The sequence below is a fragment of the Herbiconiux daphne genome (assembly GCF_024979295.1).
In the GTDB taxonomy this organism is placed as follows: Bacteria; Actinomycetota; Actinomycetes; order Actinomycetales; family Microbacteriaceae; genus Herbiconiux; species Herbiconiux daphnes.
In genome coordinates this window covers 1,059,275-1,079,627 of the sequence record NZ_JANLCJ010000001.1, presented here as the reverse complement: position 1 = coordinate 1,079,627, position 20,353 = coordinate 1,059,275, and the positions used below count along the sequence as shown (strand labels likewise).

Annotated in this window: 23 protein-coding genes; 3 read left to right on the top strand and 20 right to left on the bottom strand. The window is 68.3% G+C overall.

Features of this window, described 5'->3' with window-relative positions; all coding sequences use genetic code 11:
- Positions 1 to 9: 9 nt before the first annotated feature.
- Genes rplT through infC form a run of 3 tightly spaced genes read right to left on the bottom strand, consistent with a single transcriptional unit; the run spans position 10 to position 1,257 of the window.
- Positions 10 to 396: a 50S ribosomal protein L20 gene (rplT, locus tag N1032_RS05405; RefSeq protein ID WP_259537914.1), complete on the bottom strand. Its 387-nt coding sequence runs from the start codon at positions 394 to 396 to the stop codon at positions 10 to 12.
- Between the two features lie 45 nt (positions 397 to 441).
- A complete protein-coding gene (gene rpmI, locus N1032_RS05400; protein ID WP_092556969.1) occupies positions 442 to 636 on the bottom strand; it encodes a 50S ribosomal protein L35 in 195 nt (64 codons plus the stop codon).
- A gap of 24 nt (positions 637 to 660) precedes the next feature.
- Positions 661 to 1,257, bottom strand: coding sequence for a translation initiation factor IF-3 (gene infC / locus N1032_RS05395; protein ID WP_407933001.1), 597 nt, complete (start codon positions 1,255 to 1,257; stop codon positions 661 to 663).
- Positions 1,258 to 1,559: 302 nt separating this feature from the next.
- Between infC and N1032_RS05390 the strand changes: the two genes are divergently transcribed.
- A complete protein-coding gene (locus N1032_RS05390; protein WP_259537913.1) occupies positions 1,560 to 1,898 on the top strand; it encodes a DUF1844 domain-containing protein in 339 nt (112 codons plus the stop codon).
- Here N1032_RS05390 and N1032_RS05385 read toward each other — a convergent pair.
- The 6 genes from N1032_RS05385 to N1032_RS05360 all read right to left on the bottom strand — a co-directional run bounded on the left by N1032_RS05385 (position 1,891) and on the right by N1032_RS05360 (position 6,516).
- Positions 1,891 to 2,658, bottom strand: coding sequence for an SseB family protein (locus N1032_RS05385; protein WP_259538000.1), 768 nt, complete (start codon positions 2,656 to 2,658; stop codon positions 1,891 to 1,893). The genes N1032_RS05390 and N1032_RS05385 overlap by 8 nt on opposite strands.
- A 64-nt stretch (positions 2,659 to 2,722) precedes the next feature.
- The gene (gene priA, locus N1032_RS05380; protein WP_259537912.1) at positions 2,723 to 3,469 is read right to left on the bottom strand and encodes a bifunctional 1-(5-phosphoribosyl)-5-((5-phosphoribosylamino)methylideneamino)imidazole-4-carboxamide isomerase/phosphoribosylanthranilate isomerase PriA; all 747 of its coding nucleotides are present in this window, start codon (positions 3,467 to 3,469) and stop codon (positions 2,723 to 2,725) included.
- Between the two features lie 173 nt (positions 3,470 to 3,642).
- Positions 3,643 to 4,293: an imidazole glycerol phosphate synthase subunit HisH gene (hisH, locus tag N1032_RS05375; protein ID WP_259537911.1), complete on the bottom strand. Its 651-nt coding sequence runs from the start codon at positions 4,291 to 4,293 to the stop codon at positions 3,643 to 3,645.
- Positions 4,290 to 4,895: an imidazoleglycerol-phosphate dehydratase HisB gene (hisB, locus tag N1032_RS05370; RefSeq protein WP_259537910.1), complete on the bottom strand. Its 606-nt coding sequence runs from the start codon at positions 4,893 to 4,895 to the stop codon at positions 4,290 to 4,292. Before hisB ends, hisH begins: the two co-directional genes overlap by 4 nt.
- Before the next feature lie 10 nt (positions 4,896 to 4,905).
- On the bottom strand, positions 4,906 to 5,985 hold the full coding sequence (locus N1032_RS05365; protein WP_259537909.1) for a histidinol-phosphate transaminase: 1,080 nt from the start codon (positions 5,983 to 5,985) through the stop codon (positions 4,906 to 4,908).
- A gap of 105 nt (positions 5,986 to 6,090) precedes the next feature.
- Positions 6,091 to 6,516, bottom strand: a complete 426-nt coding sequence (locus N1032_RS05360) for a LysM peptidoglycan-binding domain-containing protein (RefSeq protein ID WP_259537908.1) — start codon at positions 6,514 to 6,516, stop codon at positions 6,091 to 6,093.
- A gap of 243 nt (positions 6,517 to 6,759) precedes the next feature.
- Between N1032_RS05360 and lexA the strand changes: the two genes are divergently transcribed.
- Positions 6,760 to 7,434 (top strand): transcriptional repressor LexA, encoded by a 675-nt coding sequence (lexA, locus tag N1032_RS05355; protein WP_259537907.1) that lies wholly within the window; start codon positions 6,760 to 6,762, stop codon positions 7,432 to 7,434.
- A gap of 80 nt (positions 7,435 to 7,514) precedes the next feature.
- Here the strand turns inward: lexA and hflX are convergent, their stop codons facing one another.
- Positions 7,515 to 9,050: a GTPase HflX gene (hflX, locus tag N1032_RS05350; RefSeq protein ID WP_259537906.1), complete on the bottom strand. Its 1,536-nt coding sequence runs from the start codon at positions 9,048 to 9,050 to the stop codon at positions 7,515 to 7,517.
- Between the two features lie 40 nt (positions 9,051 to 9,090).
- On the opposite strand from hflX, the gene N1032_RS05345 reads away from it, so the two are divergent.
- Positions 9,091 to 9,708, top strand: a complete 618-nt coding sequence (locus N1032_RS05345) for a class I SAM-dependent methyltransferase (protein WP_259537905.1) — start codon at positions 9,091 to 9,093, stop codon at positions 9,706 to 9,708.
- 10 nt (positions 9,709 to 9,718) lie between these two features.
- Here the strand turns inward: N1032_RS05345 and dapF are convergent, their stop codons facing one another.
- From dapF to N1032_RS05295, 10 genes are all read right to left on the bottom strand, one after another.
- Complete coding sequence (gene dapF, locus N1032_RS05340; protein WP_259537904.1) at positions 9,719 to 10,600, bottom strand: diaminopimelate epimerase; 882 nt, start codon at positions 10,598 to 10,600, stop codon at positions 9,719 to 9,721.
- 4 nt (positions 10,601 to 10,604) lie between these two features.
- Entirely contained in the window at positions 10,605 to 11,567 is a 963-nt protein-coding gene (gene miaA, locus N1032_RS05335; RefSeq protein ID WP_259537903.1) for a tRNA (adenosine(37)-N6)-dimethylallyltransferase MiaA, read from the bottom strand.
- Positions 11,568 to 11,574: 7 nt separating this feature from the next.
- Positions 11,575 to 13,188, bottom strand: coding sequence for a tRNA (N6-isopentenyl adenosine(37)-C2)-methylthiotransferase MiaB (miaB, locus tag N1032_RS05330; RefSeq protein WP_259537902.1), 1,614 nt, complete (start codon positions 13,186 to 13,188; stop codon positions 11,575 to 11,577).
- 89 nt (positions 13,189 to 13,277) lie between these two features.
- Positions 13,278 to 14,189 (bottom strand): regulatory protein RecX, encoded by a 912-nt coding sequence (locus N1032_RS05325; protein ID WP_259537901.1) that lies wholly within the window; start codon positions 14,187 to 14,189, stop codon positions 13,278 to 13,280.
- A 6-nt stretch (positions 14,190 to 14,195) separates the two neighbouring features.
- Positions 14,196 to 15,293 (bottom strand): recombinase RecA, encoded by a 1,098-nt coding sequence (recA, locus tag N1032_RS05320; protein ID WP_259537900.1) that lies wholly within the window; start codon positions 15,291 to 15,293, stop codon positions 14,196 to 14,198.
- Positions 15,294 to 15,635: 342 nt separating this feature from the next.
- The gene (locus N1032_RS05315) at positions 15,636 to 15,863 is read right to left on the bottom strand and encodes a DUF3046 domain-containing protein (RefSeq protein WP_259537899.1); all 228 of its coding nucleotides are present in this window, start codon (positions 15,861 to 15,863) and stop codon (positions 15,636 to 15,638) included.
- Between the two features lies 1 nt (position 15,864).
- The gene (locus tag N1032_RS05310; RefSeq protein ID WP_022895995.1) at positions 15,865 to 16,173 is read right to left on the bottom strand and encodes a helix-turn-helix domain-containing protein; all 309 of its coding nucleotides are present in this window, start codon (positions 16,171 to 16,173) and stop codon (positions 15,865 to 15,867) included.
- Between the two features lie 165 nt (positions 16,174 to 16,338).
- A complete protein-coding gene (locus N1032_RS05305) occupies positions 16,339 to 16,854 on the bottom strand; it encodes a CinA family protein (protein WP_407933000.1) in 516 nt (171 codons plus the stop codon).
- On the bottom strand, positions 16,851 to 17,459 hold the full coding sequence (gene pgsA, locus N1032_RS05300) for a CDP-diacylglycerol--glycerol-3-phosphate 3-phosphatidyltransferase (protein WP_259537897.1): 609 nt from the start codon (positions 17,457 to 17,459) through the stop codon (positions 16,851 to 16,853). Before pgsA ends, N1032_RS05305 begins: the two co-directional genes overlap by 4 nt.
- 4 nt (positions 17,460 to 17,463) lie before the next feature.
- A complete protein-coding gene (locus tag N1032_RS05295) occupies positions 17,464 to 20,328 on the bottom strand; it encodes an FtsK/SpoIIIE family DNA translocase (protein WP_259537896.1) in 2,865 nt (954 codons plus the stop codon).
- Positions 20,329 to 20,353: the final 25 nt, after the last annotated feature.

Below are 20,353 nucleotides of genomic sequence, written 5' to 3'. Positions count from 1 at the left end.
CGATTGTGATTACGCGGCGCTCTTCGGTGCCGAGGTGTCGGCCGGAAGGGCTGCCTTGGCGCTCTCGACGAGGGCGGTGAAGGTCGCCGGCTCGTTGACGGCCAGTTCGGCCAGGATACGGCGGTCGACCTCGATGCCCGCAAGGCCGAGGCCCTGGATGAGGCGGTTGTAGGTCAGGCCGTTCGCACGCGAGGCCGCGTTGATGCGCTGGATCCAGAGGCGGCGGAAGTCGCCCTTGCGCGCACGGCGGTCACGGTAGGAGTAGACGAGGGAGTGGGTGACCTGCTCCTTCGCCTTGCGGTAGAGGCGCGACCGCTGACCGCGGTAGCCCTCGGCGCGCTCGAGGATGACGCGACGCTTCTTGTGGGCGTTGACGGCCCTCTTGACTCTTGCCATTGTTCTTTATTCCTATTCGGTCTCAGGTCGGGCAGCAGTCGGTGACTACAGGCCGAGAAGCTTCTTGGCGACCTTGGTGTCTGCCTTCGACAGCACCTGGTCTTTGTTCAGACGAGCCTTGCGCCCAGGAGCCTTGACCTCCAGGTTGTGGCGCATTCCGGCCTGCTGCTTCATGATCTTGCCGCTGCCGGTGACCTTGAAACGCTTCTTGGACCCGGAGTGGGTCTTCATCTTGGGCATGGGTTCTCCTTGTGTGTTGCTGGCTTAGTTCTCGGCCGGTGCCGACGGGGTGCCGTCGGCCTCGGGCGCGGAATCGGTTGCGGTCGACGCGGGCTCGTGAGCCCGTGCCCGCGAAGCGTCGCGCTTCGCATTGGCTTCGGCTTTCGCCTCGGCCTTGTTCTTCAACGGGCCAATGACCATGACCATGTTGCGTCCGTCGATGGTGGGGCTCGATTCGACCGAACCGAACTCCGAGACATCTTCGGCAAATCTCTGCAGCAGGCGCACGCCCTGATCGGGACGCGACTGCTCGCGACCGCGGAAGAGGATCATCGCCTTGACCTTGTCGCCGGCCTTGAGGAATCCCTCGGCACGCTTGCGCTTGGTCTCGTAGTCGTGCACGTCGATCTTCAGACGGAACCGCACCTCTTTGAGGATGGTGTTCGCCTGGTTGCGACGGGCTTCTTTCGCCTTCTGCGCGGCTTCGTACTTGAACTTTCCGTAGTCCATGATCTTCGCGACCGGGGGCTTGGAATTGGGCGCGACCTCGACGAGGTCGAGATCTGCTTCCTGGGCAAGCCGAAGGGCGACGTCGATGCTGACGACGCCGACCTGCTCGCCGCCCGGACCCACGAGGCGCACCTCGGGGACTCGAATACGGTCGTTTGTACGGGGATCGCTGATGCGTTACTCCTTAGTTTCGTGACTGGTGACGAAAGCACAGGAATCCCATGTGTGCGCTGCGGTCGCCCGCACCACACATCATTACAAATCGCACCCTAGCTCCGTGCGTTGGTTCGGCACGGGGAGTGTAATCGACCCGGTAACCTGATGAAGCGGTTTGCGCGGGTGGGAGATTCTCCACTTTCGAGTCTGAGGCCATCGGTCTCAGAGCCGCAGAGAGTCTATCAGAGACTCGACCGGAATAGTTAGGAACTCTCGCCGTGAGCGAATACACCGAGTCGGATGCGATCCGCGACATCGCCGAAGTGCCCGCGATCGAGGTCATCACCACCACGGCAGTGCACCTCATGAGCGCGGCCGCCGTCAAGTGCGGGCTCGCCGACGACCCCGACGTGCAGACCGATCTCGATGAGGCGCGCAAGCTCATCACCGCCCTCGCGGGCCTCGTGACGGCATCCGCGCCGTTCCTCGGCGACCAGCACGCCCGCAGCCTGCGCGACGGCCTGCGCTCGTTGCAGCTGGCGTTCCGCGAGGCGTCGCCCATCCAGGACCCGATCGGCGAGGGCCCGGGCGAGAAGTACACCGGCCCGGTCAGCTGACCGCCGCGAGGCGCACCGAGATCGAGTCGACCCGTTCGGCGATGACGGGGTTCTGTGCCCATGACCGCTGGATGCGGCCGAGCAGGGCGTCGAGCGCGGCCTGATCGAGGCCCGGTTCGAGAGCGAGCACCGCGACCACCTCGTTGCCGCGCAGCAGCGCTGCGGGGTCGCCCGGCACGAGACGCACACCGGCGACGGATGCCTCGTGCACGATCGACCGCTCGAAGGCGTCGAGCACCTCGGGGTCGCCGAACGAGGGCTGCCACGGGATGTCTTGCGCCAGCGCCCAGACGGCCGGTCGGCGCAGCACGAACTCGGTGGGCGATGCCGGGTCGAGCACGATGATCTCGGTGTGCTCGGCGGCGGCCGCGAGCGCGGCCCGGCGCGCGGCCACCGGAATGGGGCGGGCCTTCGGGTTCCAGACGCCGAGCGCCTCGACCGAGGTGAACGCGGGCAGCACGCGCCGCCCGTCAGGGCCGTTGAGCGTCACGAGCGAGAGTTCCTGCGTCTTGTCGACGCGGAGCCCGGCATCCGTCACTCCCTCGTCGCCGGCGTGCGCCACGAGCGGCACGAGCAGACGCACGCCTCGCAGGGCGTCGACCACGTCGGCCTGGGTCGCCTCGCCCGCACGGAAGCGCTCGATAGCGGTGGTGAGCTGTTCGGGCGCGGACCCGTCGTCGGACTCGCTGCCGTGCGACTCGAAGTGGCGGCCCTTCCACGGCTGGCCGGCGGAGTCGCCGAGCGGGCCGGCTGCGGGCACGTGCTCGGCGTGCTCGTGCCCGGCGGAGGCGTGGCCGGCGGAGGATTGCCCGGCGTGCCCGTGCTCAGTCAGAGGCCACGTCCAGCGCTTCGGCGAGGGTGAACGCCCCCGAGTAGAGCGCACGCCCGACGATGGCGCCCTCGAGGCCGAGCGGCACGAGAGCGCGCAGCTCCGCGATGTCGTCGAGGCTCGAGATGCCGCCCGACGCTATGACGGGGCGTGAGGTGCGATCCATCACCTGACGGAGCAGGTCCACGTTCGGGCCGCGCAGCGTGCCGTCTTTCGTGACGTCGGTCACGACGTAGCGGGCGCATCCGGCTTCTTCGAGGCGGTCCATGACCTGCCAGAGGTCGCCGCCGTCCTGCGTCCAGCCCCGTGCGGCGAGCGTGGTGCCGCGCACGTCGAGGCCGACCGCGATCGCATCGCCGTACTGGGCGATGACGTTGGCGGCCCACTCGGGATTCTCGAGCGCCGCGGTGCCGAGGTTGATGCGCTTCGCACCGCTCTCGAGGGCGGTCTCGAGGCTCTCGTCGTCGCGGATGCCGCCCGACACCTCGACGTTGACGCCCTTGGCCTGCCGGATCACCTTCTTGATGACACCGAGGTTGCTGCCCCGGCCGAATGCGGCGTCGAGGTCGACGAGGTGGATCCACTCCGCGCCCTGCGAGATCCAGTCGGCCGCGGCGTCGACGGGGTCGCCGTGGTTGGTTTCGGTGCCGGCTTTGCCCTGCGTCAGCCGAACGGCCTTGCCGTCGGCGACGTCGACTGCCGGCAGCAGCACGAGACCCGGGGACTTGTTGAACTCACTCATTGCCTGTCCTTGTTCGGTGCGGTCGACCTCAGTATGCGCCTCGTGCGCCTCGCTCGACGGAACCGCGGTGTGCGACGGCCCCCCGCGATCGTAGCGACTCACGGCATCCGCGTCGAAACCGCCGGCGCCGGCGCACCTCCCCCGCTGGTGCCGCTGCGTGCGGGCTCGCGCGGTCAGCGGAGCGAGCGCACCCAGTTCGAGAGCAACCGGATGCCGGCCTCCCCCGACTTCTCGGGGTGGAACTGCGTCGCCGACAGCGGCCCGTTCTCGACGGCGGCGACGAAGCGCGAACCGTGCTCGGCCCAGGTGACCATCGGTGGCCGGTGTGTCTTGTCGGGCGTGAGCGCCCAGTCCTGTGCGGCGTAGGAGTGCACGAAGTAGAACCGCTCGTCGCGGATGCCGTCGAAGAGCACGGAGTCGGCGGGAGCGTCGACGGTGTTCCAGCCCATGTGGGGAACGACATCCGCTTCGAGCAGATCGACGGTGCCCGGCCACTCGCCGAGTCCCTCGGTGTCGATGCCGCGCTCGATGCCGTCGGCGAACATGACCTGCATGCCCACGCAGATGCCGAGCACGGGGCGCCCGCCCGCGAGCCGCTTGTCGATGACCTCGCCGCCACGCACCGCGTTGAGCTGCTGCATCACCGCACTGAAGGCACCGACGCCGGGCACCACGAGACCGTCGGCCTCGAGCGCCTGGGCGCGGTCGGCCGTGATGATGACGTCGGCTCCGGCGCGCTCGAGCGCCTTGGCGGCGGAGTGGATGTTGCCGCTGCCGTAGTCGAGCACCACCACGCGGGGCTTGCCCTTGTCGAGGTCGCTCACAGGGCGCCCTTGGTCGACGGGATGCCGCTCACCAGGGGGTCGAGGGCCTTGGCCTGGCGGAACGCGCGGGCGAAGGCCTTGAACTCGGCCTCGGCGATGTGGTGCGGGTCGCGACCGCCGAGCACGGTGATGTGCACCGTGAGGCCGGCGTTGAAGGTGATGGCCTCGAACACGTGCCGCACCATCGAGCCGGTGAAGTGGCCGCCGATGAGGTGGAACTCGAAGCCCGCGGGCTCACCTGTGTGCACCAGATAGGGGCGGCCGGAGATGTCGACGACGGCCTGCACGAGCGCCTCGTCGAGAGGCACCAGGGCGTCGCCGAAGCGCGAGATGCCCGCCTTGTCGCCGAGCGCCTGCCGGATGGCCTTTCCGAGCACGATTCCGATGTCTTCGACCGTGTGGTGCACGTCGATCTCGATGTCGCCCTTCGCGCGCACCCGCAGGTCGGTCAGGGAGTGCTTCGCGAAGGCGGTGAGCAGGTGGTCGTAGAACGGCACCGAGGTCTGGATGTCGGCCACACCCGTGCCGTCGAGGTCGAGCGACAGCTCGATGCTCGACTCACTGGTCTCGCGCTGCAGGCTGGCGGTGCGGGGTTCGCTCATGTCAGCAATCCTACCGAGGGGTCAGATCGCGCATGGCGTCGAGGAACGCCGTGGTCTCGGCCCGCGTGCCGGCGCTCACTCGGAGGTGCCCGGGGATGCTGAGGTTGCGGATGATGATGCCGCGCTCGAGGAGCTTCTCGAACAGCGCCTCGGGGTCGTCGACGCCACCGAACAGCACGAAATTCGACGAGCTCGGCCACGGGTGGTAGCCCAGTTCGGTGAGCTCCACCACGATGCGGTCGCGCTGCTCCTTGATGTCGTCGACCATGGCGAGCATCTCGGGCGCGTGCGCGAGCGCGGCGACGGCCGCCGCCTGGGTGAGGGCGGAGAGGTGGTAGGGCAACCGCACCAGACGCAGCGCGTCGGTGACCGCCGGGTCGGCGGCGAGGTAGCCGAGCCGGGCGCCGGCGAACGCGAACGCCTTGCTCATGGTGCGCGACACGATGAGCCGCTCGCGGCCCTCGAGCAGCGTCAGGGCACTGGGCTCGTCGTCGGGCATGAATTCGGCGTAGGCCTCGTCAACCACCACGATGCCGTCGGTCGCGTCGTAGGCCGCGGCGATGGTGTCGAGGCCGAGCCCGGTGCCGGTGGGGTTGTTCGGGGCGCAGAAGAACACGATGTCGGGCTTCGTGCGCTCGATCCACGCGACCGCGGTCTCGGGCGAGATGAGGTAGTCGGCATCCCGCTCGCCCGGGATCCACTCGGTTCCGGTCGCGTGGGCGATGATCGAGTGCATCGAATAGGTGGGAGGGAACCCGAGCACCGAACGCCCCGGACCGCCGAACGCCATCAGGATCTGCTGCAGCACCTCGTTCGACCCGTTGGCCGCCCAGATGTTGTCGCGCGTCAGACCCGTGCCGAGGTAGCCGGCGAGTGCATCCCGCAACGCCGTGAACTCGCGGTCGGGGTAGCGGTTGACCGTCAGCAGCTCGCGGGCGATGGACTCGATGATGTCGCGCGCGACGTCTTCGGGAATGGGGTGGGTGTTCTCGTTGACATTGAGCTCGACCGGAAGGTGGAGGTGCGGCGCACCGTAGGGGTGCATGCCGCGCAGGTCGTCTCGAATGGGCAGGTCATCGAGTGAAGTCACCCGAGAATCCTACCCGCGACCGCGGAACCGGCTCACGGGGCGGCACCCTCGTCGGTCGGCGAGGTCGGGTCGGTCGTCGAGGTCGGGTCAGTCAGCGAGGTGGCGTCAGTCCCCGAGGTCGGCCGGGATGGCGATGCGCTGGCCGGGCTGCACCGACGACTCGTGCAGCTGGTTGAGGCTCATGATCTCGGCGATCACGTCGCGAGGGTCGGCCTCGGGGGCGAGCGTCTCGGCGATGCCCCAGAGGCTCTGGCCGGCCTGAACCGTCAGGTAGTCGAAATCGGTGCTCACGGCGCTGCCGGTGGCGATGGCCGAGCCCCCTCCGAAGAGGGCAAGCGTTGCGAGCACGGCGACGACGGGAAGAGCGATGACACCCGCGAGCACCCGGCGCCCCCGCGCCGTGATGCGAAGGCGCGCCGCGGGCTGAGCCTGTGCGGGCCGAGCCTCTGCCTGCCGAGCCTGTGCCTGCCGAGCCTGTGCGGGCCGCGCGATCGGAGCGTGTGCGGTGCCGAACGGTGCTGCAATGCTCATGATTCCTCCTGAGGGATTCGCATCGGCGCTCGGCCGGGAGCGCCGATGCGAAGTTATGTTCCGAATGTATATTCGATTAACGGGTTCGTCAAGTCGATATCGGGCCCGATCTTCGCGACACACTCGAATACATATGCGTTTTCGAGCAGTTCTCGGATACAGTTTCGATCGATAGCTGAACTCAACCACCAGCCACCGACATCGAGAGAGAACGTCGGCGCTGACGACCGAAAAGGGGTAGAAGTGGCGAACGACTCGGGCCGCACGAGGCGGCGCAAGAGCCTGAGCGACAAGCAGCTCGCCATCCTCGACGTCATCCAGCGCTCGGTGCTCTCGCGGGGCTACCCGCCGAGCATGCGCGAGATCGGCGACGCCGTCGGGCTCGCCTCGCTCTCGAGCGTGACCCATCAGCTCAACCAGCTCGAGCTGAGCGGCTATCTGCGCCGCGACCCCAATCGTCCCCGCGCGATGGAGGTGCTCATCGACATCCCGGGCTCCGACGTCAACCCCGCACCCGACATCGACTCCTCCCCCACGGTCGGAGACGCGACACTCGTGCCCCTGGTCGGGCGCATCGCCGCCGGCATCCCGATCACGGCGGAGCAGCAGGTCGACGAGATCTTCCCCCTACCCCGCCAGCTCGTCGGCAACGGCGACCTCTTCATGCTCAAGGTCGTCGGTGAGTCGATGATCGACGCGGCGATCTGCGACGGCGACTGGGTGGTCATACGCCAGCAGCAGACGGCCGAGAACGGCGACATCGTGGCCGCCATGCTCGACGAAGAGGCCACCGTGAAGGTGTTCCGACAGCGCGACGGCCACACCTGGCTGCTGCCGCGCAACAGCAACTTCGAGCCCATCCTCGGCGACTACGCCACCGTGCTCGGCAAAGTGGTGGCGGTGCTCCGCGCCGTCTGACCGTGCCGAGACGTCACAATCCGCTCCTCAACACACTGTGGAGGAGCGGATTGTGACGTTTCGCGTGGTGGGCCGGTCGGTCAGCGGGTGACGGAGTACTCCACCAGCCGGTCTTCGAACTCCGGGTTCACGAGGGCGCGCACGTGCGTGCCCGCCTCTTCGTAGTCGGTGCTCAACACCGTGTTCTTCTCGTGCAACAGGGTGACCAGGTCTCCCCGGTCGTAGGGCACGAGCAGGTCGACCTCCACGCTCGGCCGCGGGATGATCTCATCGATCGCGGCGAGCAACTCGGCGATGCCCTCTCCGGTGCGGGCCGAGACGAAGATGGCGGAGGGCTCGAGGCCGCGCAGCACCAGCCGGTCGTCGTCGGACACCAGGTCGCTCTTGTTGAACACCACGATCTCGGGGATGTCGCGGGCACCGGCTTCGCCGATGACGTCGCGCACCGTCGCGATCTGACTCGCCGGGTCGGGGTGCGACCCATCGACCACGTGCACGACGACATCCGAGTCGGCCACCTCTTCGAGGGTCGACCGGAACGCCTCCACGAGCTGGTGCGGCAGGTGCCGCACGAAGCCCACGGTGTCGGCGAGCGTGTAGGGCCGGCCGTCGGCGGTCGACGACTTGCGCACGGTCGCGTCGAGGGTGGCGAACAGCGCGTTCTCGACCAGCACGCCCGCGCTCGTCACGCGGTTGAGCAGCGACGACTTGCCGGCGTTCGTGTAGCCCGCGATCGCGACGCTCGGCACGGCGTTCCGCTTGCGGTTGGCCCGCTTCGCGTCACGCGCCGGCTTCATCTCTTTGATCTGCTTGCGCAGTTTCGCCATGCGGGTGTGGATGCGACGGCGATCGAGTTCGATCTTCGTCTCACCGGGGCCTCGCGAGCCCATACCGGCACCCGCGCCGCCGACCTGGCCACCGGCCTGACGCGACATCGAGTCACCCCAGCCACGAAGACGCGGCAGCAGGTATTCCAGTTGCGCGAGTTCGACCTGGGCCTTGCCCTCGCGGCTCTTGGCGTGCTGGCTGAAGATGTCGAGGATGACGGCCGTGCGGTCGATGACCTTGACCTTCACCACGTCTTCGAGCGCACGCCGCTGGCTCGGGGCCAGCTCGGTGTCGGCGATGACGGTGTCGGCACCGAGCGACTGCACGATGGCGCGCAGTTCTTCGGCCTTGCCCTTGCCGAAGTAGGTGCTCGGGTCGGGGTGCGGGCGGCGCTGGAGCAAGCCGTCGAGAACGACAGCTCCGGCCGTCTCGGCCAGGGCCGCGAGCTCGCGCAGCGAATTCTCGGCGTCGCCGAGCGAGCCCTGCGAGTAGACGCCGATGATCACGACGTTCTCGAGCCGCAGCTGGCGATACTCGACCTCGGTGACGTCTTCGAGCTCGGTCGACAGCCCCGCCACTCGCCGCAGCGACTGACGGTCTTCACGGTCGAACTGGTCTCCGTCGTAGCCCGAGCCGGCGGCATCCGTCGTCTCGGGTCGTTGCAGAGCCTGCGCCGCCCCCGGGGTGAAGAGCGAATAACCGCTCCAACGGGTGTCGGCACTCGACAGCACGCGCGCGACGACGTCGTCGTTCGTCATTTCGGTGTCGCTGGTCTCATGGTCTGACATTGCAGTCAAGACTAGCCTCCTTGTTTGCTAGATTCCCTCTATGGATGGCGAGCACTACTTCTCTGCGCAGCCCGCGGGTGAGCTCTCACTCCGCGAGATCGACGTCACCCTGGCCGGCTCGCCCTACCGCCTCACGACGGCGTCGGGCATCTTCAGCCCGGAGCGGATAGATACCGGCACCCAGGTGCTGCTGGCGAACGTGCCCACTCCACCGCCCGGCGGGAATCTGCTCGATCTCGGGTCGGGGTGGGGGCCGATCGCGCTTTCACTCGCCCTGGAATCACCGCGTGCAACGGTGTGGGCGGTCGACGTGAACGAGCGCGCTCTGGATATGGTTCGTAGAAATGCTCACATGATTGGTCTCGAGAATATCAACGCCTGCCGGCCTGAAGATGTTCCCGCAGATCTCGGTTTCACCACGATCTGGTCGAACCCGCCGATCAGAGTGGGCAAGAACGAGTTGCACTCGATGATGTCGACCTGGCTGCCTCGCCTCGAGGTGGGGTCGGATGCCTGGCTCGTCGTGCAGAAGAACCTCGGCTCGGATTCATTGCAGCGCTGGCTGACGGGCGAGTTCGCCGATCTGTCGGTGACGCGGGCCTCGACGAACAAGGGCTACCGCGTGCTGCGAGCCCGCAAGAAGGCCGCCGCAGCCTGAAGCTGAGCCGCTAGGCGATGGCGAGGTCGCCCTCGTAGACGAGCTCGGCCGGGCCCGACAGGGCGACGTGCTCGCCGTCTTCGGTAGGGAACATGCGCACGCCGACGACACCGCCCGGAACGCTGACACTCCAGTTGTTGGGAGCACCGGCTCCCGCCCAGTGCCGCGTCGCGAGCGCGGCCGCCGCAGCACCGGTGCCGCAGGAGAGCGTCTCGCCGCTCCCCCGCTCGTGCACGCGCATGCGGATGTGACCGACGCCGTCGCGCACGAGCGGATCGCCCGGCACCACGAACTCCACATTGGCGCCGTCGGCCGGCGCGGGTTCGAGGTGCGGGATGAACGACAGATCGGCCTCGTCGAGCTCGGCGTCGTCGGCGAGAGCCACCACAACGTGGGGGTTGCCCACGTTGATGCCGAGGCCCGGCCGCGCGACCTGCAGGTTCTTGGCGCGAACGAGCGGCTCGCCGCCGTCGAGACGCCAGCGGCCGAGGTCGACCTGGAAGCCCAGTTTGTTGAGCTGCACGTCGCGCACACCGCCGCGGGTGCCGATGACGAGCGTCTCGCCGGGGGCGAGCGTCGCCAGGCCGTTGTCGAGCAGGTAGCGGGTGTAGACCCGGATGCCGTTGCCGCACATCTCCGAGAGCGATCCGTCGGCGTTGTGGTAGTCCATGAACCACTCAGCCGACTCGTCTTCGGCCAGGGCTGCCGCGCCGGCCTCGAGGCTGCGCGAGCGCACGGCCCGCAGGATGCCGTCGGCGCCGACGCCGAAATGCCGGTCGCAGATCGCCGCGATCTGGCTGGGGCTGAGGTCGACTTCGCCGTCGGGATCGGTGAAGAGCACGAAGTCGTTTCCCGTGCCCTGGCCCTTGGTGAAGTGCAGATCGGCTGGCATGAATTCAGTCTATGGCTGCCCGGATGGCGGCCTGCACGCTGTCCGCGTCGAGCGAATCGGCGTCGATCGCGCCCGGATAGCGTTTGAACCAGCTGACCTGCCGACGGGCGTAGCGCCGGGTCAGGGCCTGGGCTTCGGCGATGGCGTCGGCTCGCGACATCCGGCCGTCGAACTCGGCCAGGGCCTGGGCGTAGCCGATGGCCCGGGCAGCCGTCGTGCCGTCGCGGAGGCCTTCGTCGAGCAGTGCTTCGACCTCGCCGACCAGCCCGTCGGCCCACATGCGCTGCACGCGGGCGTCGAGGCGCGGAACGAGTTCGCTGCGCTCCATGCCGAGCCGCACGATCGCGGTCGGCCGCCATGGCACCGGCGCCTCGGGGAGGCTGCCGGTGACCGGCGTGCCCGTGATCTCGACCACCTCGAGTGCGCGCACGATCCGACGCCCGTTGAACTGGCCGATGGATGCCGCCGCCGCGGGGTCGATCGCCTTGAGCCGGTCGTAGAGGGCACGAGGGCCGGCCTCGTCGAGCTCGTTCTCGAGGCGGGCGCGGACGGCATCGTCACGCGCGGGGAACTGGAAGTCGAAGATGACCGACGAGACGTAGAGCCCCGACCCGCCGACGACGATCGGAACGGCGCCCCGCTCGAGGATGCCGTCGACGGCGGCGCGGGTGTGACGCTGGTAGGCCGCGACGGAGGCCTCGTCGGTGACCTCGAGCACGTCGAGCAGGTGATGGGGCACGCCGCGGCGTTCGGCGACGTGGAGCTTGGCGGTGCCGATGTCCATGCCCCGGTAGAGCTGCATGGCGTCGGCGTTGACGATCTCTGCCGAGCGACCGGATGCCGCCAGCGCGTCGGCGAGGTCGAGCGAGAGGTCGGACTTTCCGGTGCCCGTGGCGCCGACCACGGCGATCACCTCGGGGCGGCGTGCGGGGTCGGCCCCCGACGACGGGCCGAAGGGGGCGGTCATGCGACCGTCAGCGAAGGTCGTCGTTCGAACTGTAGATCGGCACCGTGGCCACACGGTCGGGCGACGGCGTCGCCGGGCCGACACGCAGGGTCGGCAGGCCGAGCGACACGCGGCCCGGGGTGGTGGCCGTCGCACCGGTGGTCGAAGCGGGCACCCCGCACGACTCGGCGTCTGCGCGGTCCCAGGCGTCGCCCGCGCGGGTGGCGCGAACGACGAGCGGGGAGCCGTCGCTGTCGGCGATGAGGTGGAACGGAGCGGCCTGGGTCACGGTGACCGTCACCACGTCACCCGGTCGGGGCCTCGCCGACCCCTCGGGGAGTTCGAAGTGCACGAGCCGGCTGTCGCGCGCGCGACCGCTCAGGCGGTGTGTGGCCGAGTCTTTGCGGCCTTCGCCGTTGGCGACGACCAGTTCGACCTGGCGGCCGATGAGCTTCTGGTTCTCTTCGAGCGAGATGCGCTCCTGCAGGGCCGCTAGGCGCTCGTAGCGCTCCTGTACAACATCGTGGGGCACCTGGTCGGGCAGCGTCGCCGCCGGGGTGCCCGGCCGGATCGAGTACTGGAAGGTGAACGCCGACGCGAAGCGCGCCTGCTCGACGACCCGCATCGTCTCGAGGAAGTCGGCCTCGGTCTCGCCCGGGAAGCCGACGATGATGTCGGTGCTGATGGCGGCGTCGGGCATCTTGGCGCGCACCCGGTCGAGGATGCCGAGGAACTTCTCGGAACGGTAGGAGCGCCGCATCGCCCGCAGGATGCGGTCGGAGCCGGACTGCAGCGGCATGTGCAGCTGCGGCATCACCGCCGGCGTCTCGGCCATCGCGTCGATCACGTCGTCGGTGAACGCGGCCGGGTGGGGGCTGGTGAAACGGATGCGCTCGAGGCCCTCGATCTGGCCGGCGGCACGCAACAGCTTTCCGAAGGCGAGACGGTCGCCGAACTCGACGCCGTAGGAGTTGACGTTCTGGCCGAGCAGGGTGACCTCGATGGCGCCGTCGTCGACGAGCGACTGGATCTCGCCGAGCACCTCACCGGGCCGGCGGTCTTTCTCTTTGCCGCGCAGCGACGGCACGATGCAGAACGTGCAGGTGTTGTTGCAGCCCACCGAGATCGACACCCACCCGCTGTAGGTAGAGTCGCGCTTCGTGGGCAGCGTGGACGGGAAGGTCTCGAGCGCCTCGAGAATCTCGATCTGCGCTTCGTCGTTGTGCCGCGCCCGCTCGAGCAGGCTCGGCAGGGCTCCCATGTTGTGGGTGCCGAAGACCACGTCGACCCACGGCGCCTTGTCGAGGATGACGTTCTTGTCTTTCTGGGCCAGACAGCCGCCCACCGCGATCTGCATGCCGGCGTGGCGGCGCTTGACCGACGCGAGGTGCCCGAGGTTGCCGTAGAGCTTGTTGTCGGCGTTCTCCCGCACCGCGCAGGTGTTGATGACCACGACGTCGGCTTCGACCCCGTCGGCCTTCACATAGCCGGCCGCTTCGAGCGATCCGCTCAGGCGCTCGGAGTCGTGCACGTTCATCTGACAGCCGAAGGTGCGCACCTCGTAGGTGCGGGCGCGACCGGATGCGTCGCGAGACGCATCAGACGTCTCGATGATCGTCGGGGCTTCGCTGACAGTGCTCATGGTGGGTCCATTCTACGAACAGCGACCGGATGCCTCGTGCAGCCTGCATCGGCCAGCTCGATCGCGCAGCTCGCGCGGCGCGCGCGTGCTCAGCGGAACCGCGGCCCGCCCGACCCCTTGCGTTCGGCCAGCGCTCGTCTCGTGACCTCCCGCACCACCGCCGAGGCGTAGCCGCGGCGCGCGAGAAAGCCCATCAAACGGCGCTCCGCGGTCGCGTGGTCATAGGACGACAACTGCCCGGCACGCTTCAGGGCCGCCTCGAGTGCACGGTCGAACTCCTCGTCGTCGTCGAGCTGCTCGAGCGCCGCGTCGACGTATGCCGAGGGGATCTTGCGGGCGTGCAGCTCGCGGGCGATCACCGCACGACTCTTGTGGTTGCGCTCGCTCAGACGCTCGACCAGCGACTCGGCCAGCGCGAGGTCGTCGAGGTAGCCGAGCTCTTCGTAGCGGGCGATCAACACCACCGCCTCTTCGTCGGACGCACCCTGAGCCATCAACAGCGAGTGCGTCTCGTCGGCGGAGAGCTGACGCCGACCGAGAGCCCGGATCACGGTGTCGCTCACTCGCTCGAGGCGCTCTTCGTCGCTCATTTCGGGCACGACCGGGAGCTCGACCACGGGAGCGAGCGACGAGACCACCGAGAGAGCGGCCGGACGTGTCGCCGGCTCGGCCTGGGATTGATGCACCGGGGATTCATGCACCTGTGACTCTTGCACCGGGGTCTCATGCGCCGGGCGCAGGTCGGCCGGTGGCTTCGCCACCGAACGCGCTCGCCCGGCCGGGTGGTTGCCCGAGCGCGGTGACGCCGGAGCCGGCGCGTCGCTCGGCCCGGTGTACCACTCCTCAGGCGACGCACTCCCGGGCGACGCACTCTCGTGCGCGCCCGCGTCGGCCGGGTTCGCCGGCCGACCCGCGTCGAGCTCCACCTCAGCGCCGGACCGGGGCGCCGCGGCGCGACCGCGCCCTCGACGCACCGAGTCCAGGCTGATGATGTCGTTCATCGGAACCTAGGCACCCTTCCGGGCCGCGATCTTGGGCTGGATCGGATCGACCGTCGCCGCACCCGCTGCACCGGCGGCCGTCGCCGCGGCGGCAGCCGCCGCACCGACCTCACCGATTCCGAGCTTGGCCAGGATCTTGTTCTCGATCTCGAGCGCGATGTCGGGGTTCTCGGTGAGGAACCGGCGGGAGTTCTCTTTGCCCTGGCCCAGCTGATCGCCGTCGTAGGTGTACCAGGCGCCCGACTTGCGCACGATCTCGTGCTCGACGCCGAAGTCGATCAGGCTGCCCTCGCGGGAGATGCCGATGCCGTAGAGGATGTCGAACTCGGCCTGCTTGAAGGGCGGCGCCATCTTGTTCTTCACGACCTTGACACGCGTGCGGTTGCCGACCGCCTCGGTGCCCTCTTTCAGGGTCTCGATGCGGCGGATGTCGAGACGCACCGACGCGTAGAACTTGAGCGCCTTGCCGCCGGCCGTGGTCTCGGGGCTGCCGAAGAACACGCCGATCTTCTCGCGCAGCTGGTTGATGAAGATCATCGTGGTGTTGGTCTGGCTGAGACCACCGGTGAGCTTGCGGAGCGCCTGCGACATGAGGCGGGCCTGCAGACCGACGTGCGAGTCGCCCATCTCGCCCTCGATCTCGGCGCGGGGCACGAGCGCCGCCACCGAGTCGATGACGATGAGGTCGATCGAGCCCGACCGCACGAGCATGTCGGCGATCTCGAGCGCCTGCTCCCCCGTGTCAGGCTGGGAGACGAGGAGGGCGTCGATGTCGACACCGAGCTTCTTCGCGTATTCGGGATCGAGGGCGTGCTCGGCGTCGATGAACGCGGCGATGCCTCCGGCCCGCTGGGCGTTGGCGATGGCGTGCAGGGTCAGCGTGGTCTTTCCCGACGACTCCGGCCCGTAGATCTCGACGATGCGGCCCCGCGGCAGACCTCCGATGCCGAGTGCGACATCGAGCGCGATCGACCCGGTCGGAACGACCTCGACCGGAGCGCGGTCGTCGCTGCCCAGACGCATGACCGATCCTTTGCCGAACTGGCGGTCGATCTGGGCGAGCGCGGTTTCGAGTGCTTTCTCACGATTTGCGTCTGACGGCATTTCGGTCTCCTTCTATCGGTGTGCGGCCGGAACGGCGGCGTCGGTGTGCCCACAGGCTGTCGTGTGCGTCCGATTTCTCAGGCGGCAACGACAAGGCGTTTTCGAGAGTGTCGAACAAGAACCACGGTAGACAGGACGACCGACACTGGGTCAGGCGGCATCCGATCTGTGGAGAACTTCTTCGACTCTCTCGATGTGCAGAACACTACCGAAGACCGAACATATATTCGATAGCAGCGCGGCGTGTCCCCGCGAAGACACGAGCGGGATCGCCCGAATGCGGCCGAACGCCGCCCGGCGCGCACACGAAAAATCCCCCCGGCCGGAGCCGGGGGGACAGTTTCACCGTCGGGGTTGTGCCGGTAGACCGGCTCCGTGCCATCGCGCCGGCGGAACATCCGCCGATCGGCAGACCGCGAGCCACACCTCTCGCGGAGCGATGCCTGATTTCAGAGCCTGATCTGCGGTGCGATCACCGAGCTCGGCCAGAACGAGATCATTGGTCAGAACCTGACCGTATGCGATGCCGAACTCGTCGGCGATCGCCTGGCGGAATTCGCTCAGCCGCACGTCACCGGGCGACGAGGTCTGCGTCGAAATCTGCGACGAACTCGTCGGGGATGGTGTCGGGAATCGGGTCGATTCCCTCGACGACGGCGAGACGATCGCCGACCTCACGCATGATGACGGAGATCGGGGTGTCGAGCGCTTCGGCGACCGAAGCGAGGATCTCGCTCGAAGCCTCTTTCTGGCCTCGCTCGACCTCGCTCAGGTAGCCGAGGGCGACGCTCGCTTTACTTGCCACTTGACGAAGGGTGCGGCCCTTCTGCAGGCGGAAGTCCCGAAGCACGTCGCCGATTTCCTGACGAACTAGAATCACTGGACCCTCCTTGCGTTCCCGTCACGGTCATATTCGAGTGGCTCTGCGAACCGCTGCTCGGCTTTGGTTCGTAGCAGAAACTCTAAACGACTGGGACTGGACATATCTTGTGAATGACATCAGATGTAACGAGATCGAAACGCGCTTCATTCCCGGCGCCCAGGTTCACAACGATTCCTCGAGAAGGGCGAGCGCGAGCCGCACCGATTCGGCTCTGACGGCCGCTCGATCGCCGCTCAGCCGGAGGGCGTGACTGCGCACGTCTCCCCCGATCGCCAGGCCGATGAACACCGTTCCCGGCGGCTGACCGCCCTGGGAGTCCGGCCCCGCGACGCCCGTGGTCGCGATGCCGATGTGAGCGGGCTCGCCGCGCACCGCGAGGGCACTGCGCACGCCCACGGCCATCTGCATCGCGACATCCGGATGCACCGGGCCGTGCGCGGCCAGGACCTCGGCATCGACGCCGAGCACGGTGTGCTTCAACTCCGTGTCGTAGGCGACTATTCCGCCGACCAAGACGGCGGATGCGCCGGGCACCGACACGAGTTCGGCGGTCAGCAGACCGCCGGTCAGCGACTCCGCCACCGCGATCGTCGTGTGACTCGTGGTGAGGGCCGAGACGATGCGCGCGGCCGCCGAGTCGCCGGGCGGCATCCCTCGGCCGACGGGCTGGTCGGTCATGGCCGGGCCGGCGGAGTGCGGTTCAGGCGCCAGGCCTGAACGAGGTAGTCGATGCCCGTGACCACCGTGAGGATCAGCGCCAGCGCCATGAAGACGGCGTTCACCCAGTTCACCCAGTCGCCGAGGAGTGCCGGGAACGGCAGCAGGGCGAGCGAGATGGCGATCGACTGCACCAGCGTCTTCAGCTTGCCGCCCCGCGACGCCGGGATGACCCGGTCGCTCAGTTGCACGAATCGCCAGACGGTGATGCCGACCTCGCGCACCAGGATGACGATGGTGACCCACCACGGCAGTTCGGCGAGGATCGAGAGGCCGATGAGGGCCGCACCGGTCAGCACCTTGTCGGCGATCGGGTCGAGCAGCTTGCCGAGATCGGTGACGAGGTTGCGGCTGCGCGCGATGTGCCCGTCGATGCCGTCGGTCGCGATGGCGAGGATGAACAGCACCGCGGCCGCCCAGCGCAGACCGCCGTCGGCGCCGTTGTCGACCAGCAGCATCACGAAGAAGACCGGCGCCAGGATGATGCGCACGATGGTGATGGCGTTCGGGAGGTTGAAGTTGCTCGGCCTCGGCGGTGCCGCCCCGGCTCCGTTGCTCTCCGTCACGTGCTCACTCCCTGCCGGTCAACTGCCAGGCATCCTCGCTCGAAGACTCCTCGTCTTCAGCGTAACGGTCGTCGTCGCGCGGCGACACCGGTGACGGGGCACCGCCGCCGGCACCGGCCGATGACGTGCCGCCCGAGGGCCCTTCACCGCGGATCATGGCGAGCACCTGCGGCAGCTGGTCGGCGGTGACGAGCACGTCTCGCGCCTTCGAGCCCTCTGACGGGCCGACGATCTCGCGCGACTCGAGGAGGTCCATCAGACGCCCGGCCTTGGCGAACCCGACCTTCAGCTTGCGCTGCAGCATCGAGGTCGACCCGAACTGGGTGTTGACGACGAGCTCGGCGGCCGCGAGCAGCACCTCGAGGTCGTCGCCGATGTCGGAGTCGATCTGCTTCTTCTCGGCCGTGACCGCCACGTCGGAGCGGTATTCGGGGCGCGCCTGGCGGGTGACGTGCTCGACGACCTTCGCGATCTCGGCCTCGGTGACCCAGGCGCCCTGCACACGGATCGACTTCGACGAGCCCATCGGCAGGAACAGCGCGTCGCCCTGGCCGATCAGCTTGTCGGCCCCGGGCTGGTCGAGGATGACGCGCGAGTCGGTGACGCTCGTGACGGCGAACGCGAGTCGCGAGGGCACGTTGGCCTTGATGAGACCCGTGACCACGTCGACCGAGGGCCGCTGGGTCGCGAGCACGAGGTGGATTCCGGATGCGCGCGCGAGCTGCGTGATGCGCACGATCGAGTCTTCGACGTCACGCGGGGCCACCATCATCAGGTCGGCCAACTCGTCGACCACCACCAGCAGATAGGGGTAGGGCTTCAGCACGCGCTGGCTCGCCGGCGGGAGCTGGATCTCGTTGTTGACGACCGCGCGGTTGAAGTCGTCGATGTGACGGAAGCCGAAGCTCTCGAGGTCGTCGTAACGCATGTCCATCTCTTTCACCACCCACGACAGCGCCTCGGCCGCCTTCTTCGGGTTCGTGATGATGGGCGTGATGAGGTGGGGAACACCCTGATAGGCGGTGAGCTCGACGCGCTTGGGGTCGATCAGCACCATGCGCACCTCGCTGGGCTTCGCCCGCATGAGGATCGACGTCACCATCGAGTTGACGAAGCTCGACTTGCCGGAGCCGGTCGACCCGGCCACGAGCAGGTGGGGCATCTTCGCGAGGTTGGCGAGCACGAACTTGCCCTCGACGTCTTTGCCGACTCCGATGGTCATCGGGTGGGTGTCGTTCATGGCCTTCGACGACCGCAGCACGTCGCCGAGCACGACGGTCTCGCGGTCGGCGTTCGGGATCTCGATGCCGATGGCGCTGCGCCCCGGGATGGGCGACAGGATGCGCACCTCGTTCGACGCCACGGCGTAGGCGAGGTTCTTCGACAGCGCCGTGACGCGCTCGACCTTCACGCCCGGGCCGAGCTCGATCTCGTAGCGGGTGACGGTGGGGCCGCGCGAGAAGCCCGTGACCGTCGCGTCGACGTTGAACTGCTTGAGCACGTCGGTGATGGCGCGCACCACCTCGTCGTTGACGGCCGACCGCGCCTTGGCCGGGCCCCCGGCAATGAGGCTCGAGGCCGCCGGGAGGCGATAGTTCGCGGCATCCCGCTCGGCCGCCGCCGCGAGGGTGAAGGCGTCGTCGGCCCCATCACCCGCGGTCGTGGCCGACATCGGGGTGGTGGGGATGGGCGTGCCGGAGAAGGCCGGCAGCGCCTCGGTCATCGAGTCGTCGAGCAGACCCGTGGCCGACGGGCGGCCCGGCAGCACCTCGCCCGTGACGCGCTTGATCGCGAGCTCGGCGGCCTCCATGTCGTCGAGCAGGTGGTTGCCGAAGTTCTCGGTGGAGTCGATTTGGGCGGAGTCGATCTGGGCGGAGTCGATCTGGGTGGAGTCGAACTCGGCGGCGCTCTCGAACGCGCCGTCGATCTCGTCGTTGGCGGTGCGGTCGACCACCTGCGGCGTCAGCAACGGGGTGTCGAACGCGGGATCGACCTCGCGTTGGCTCTTGTTGCGCCGCCACCAGGGCAGCGAATCGGTGTCGCCCTCGGTGGCCTCGAGGTCGAGCATGTTCTGCTCGTCGGCACTCTGCTTCTTGGCCGCCCGGTCGGCCTTCGGGGCGGGTTGTTCGTCGTCGGGAGCCGGAGCGCCGAAGAGGTAGGCATAGAGCTCGCGCATGCGGCGGCCCAGCTTGTTGGGCGGGGTCTTCGTGATGATGAACAGCGACAGCACGAAGAAGAAGACGATGACGATCGTGGCGCCGATCGGCGTGATGAGCGCCATCAGCGGAGCCGCCAGGATCCAGCCCAGGATGCCGCCCGCGACGGCGAGCTTGTCGATTCCCGCGGCCGGGTCGGGCGCCGAGCCGAACACGTGGCAGAGGCCCGAGACCGAGACGAGCAGCACCGCCAGGCCGATGCCGATGCGCCCGTTGTCGTGCACGGAACTCGGATGCCGGAACAGCCACAGTGCCAACAGCAGCATGATCACCGGCAGCGCGTAGGACACCCGGCCGAACAGCCCCCCGAAGGTCCACGCGTTCAGCTCGATGGCCACCGCGTTCGAGGCGAGGAACCACTCGACGACGGCGCCGGCCACGGCGAGCACGAAGATGAGGAAGGGCAGCCCGTCGCGCCGCTCGTCTTTCGCGAGCTTCTCGGGGCCGAAGGCGCGGGCGGCCCCACCCACCACGTGGGCGAGCGCCATCCAGGCACCCACGACGACATTGCCGCCGCGCTTCTCGTCGGCGACCGGGTATCTCACGGTCTTCTGCGTGGTGGTGCGCTGGGCCGGCTTGCGTGTGCTCGCGGCCGACCCCCGCGCCGGTGATGCCCCGCGAGACCGGGGCGTCGACTTGCTACTCGTGGCCATACTGGCACGCTACCGGTGAGCTCCG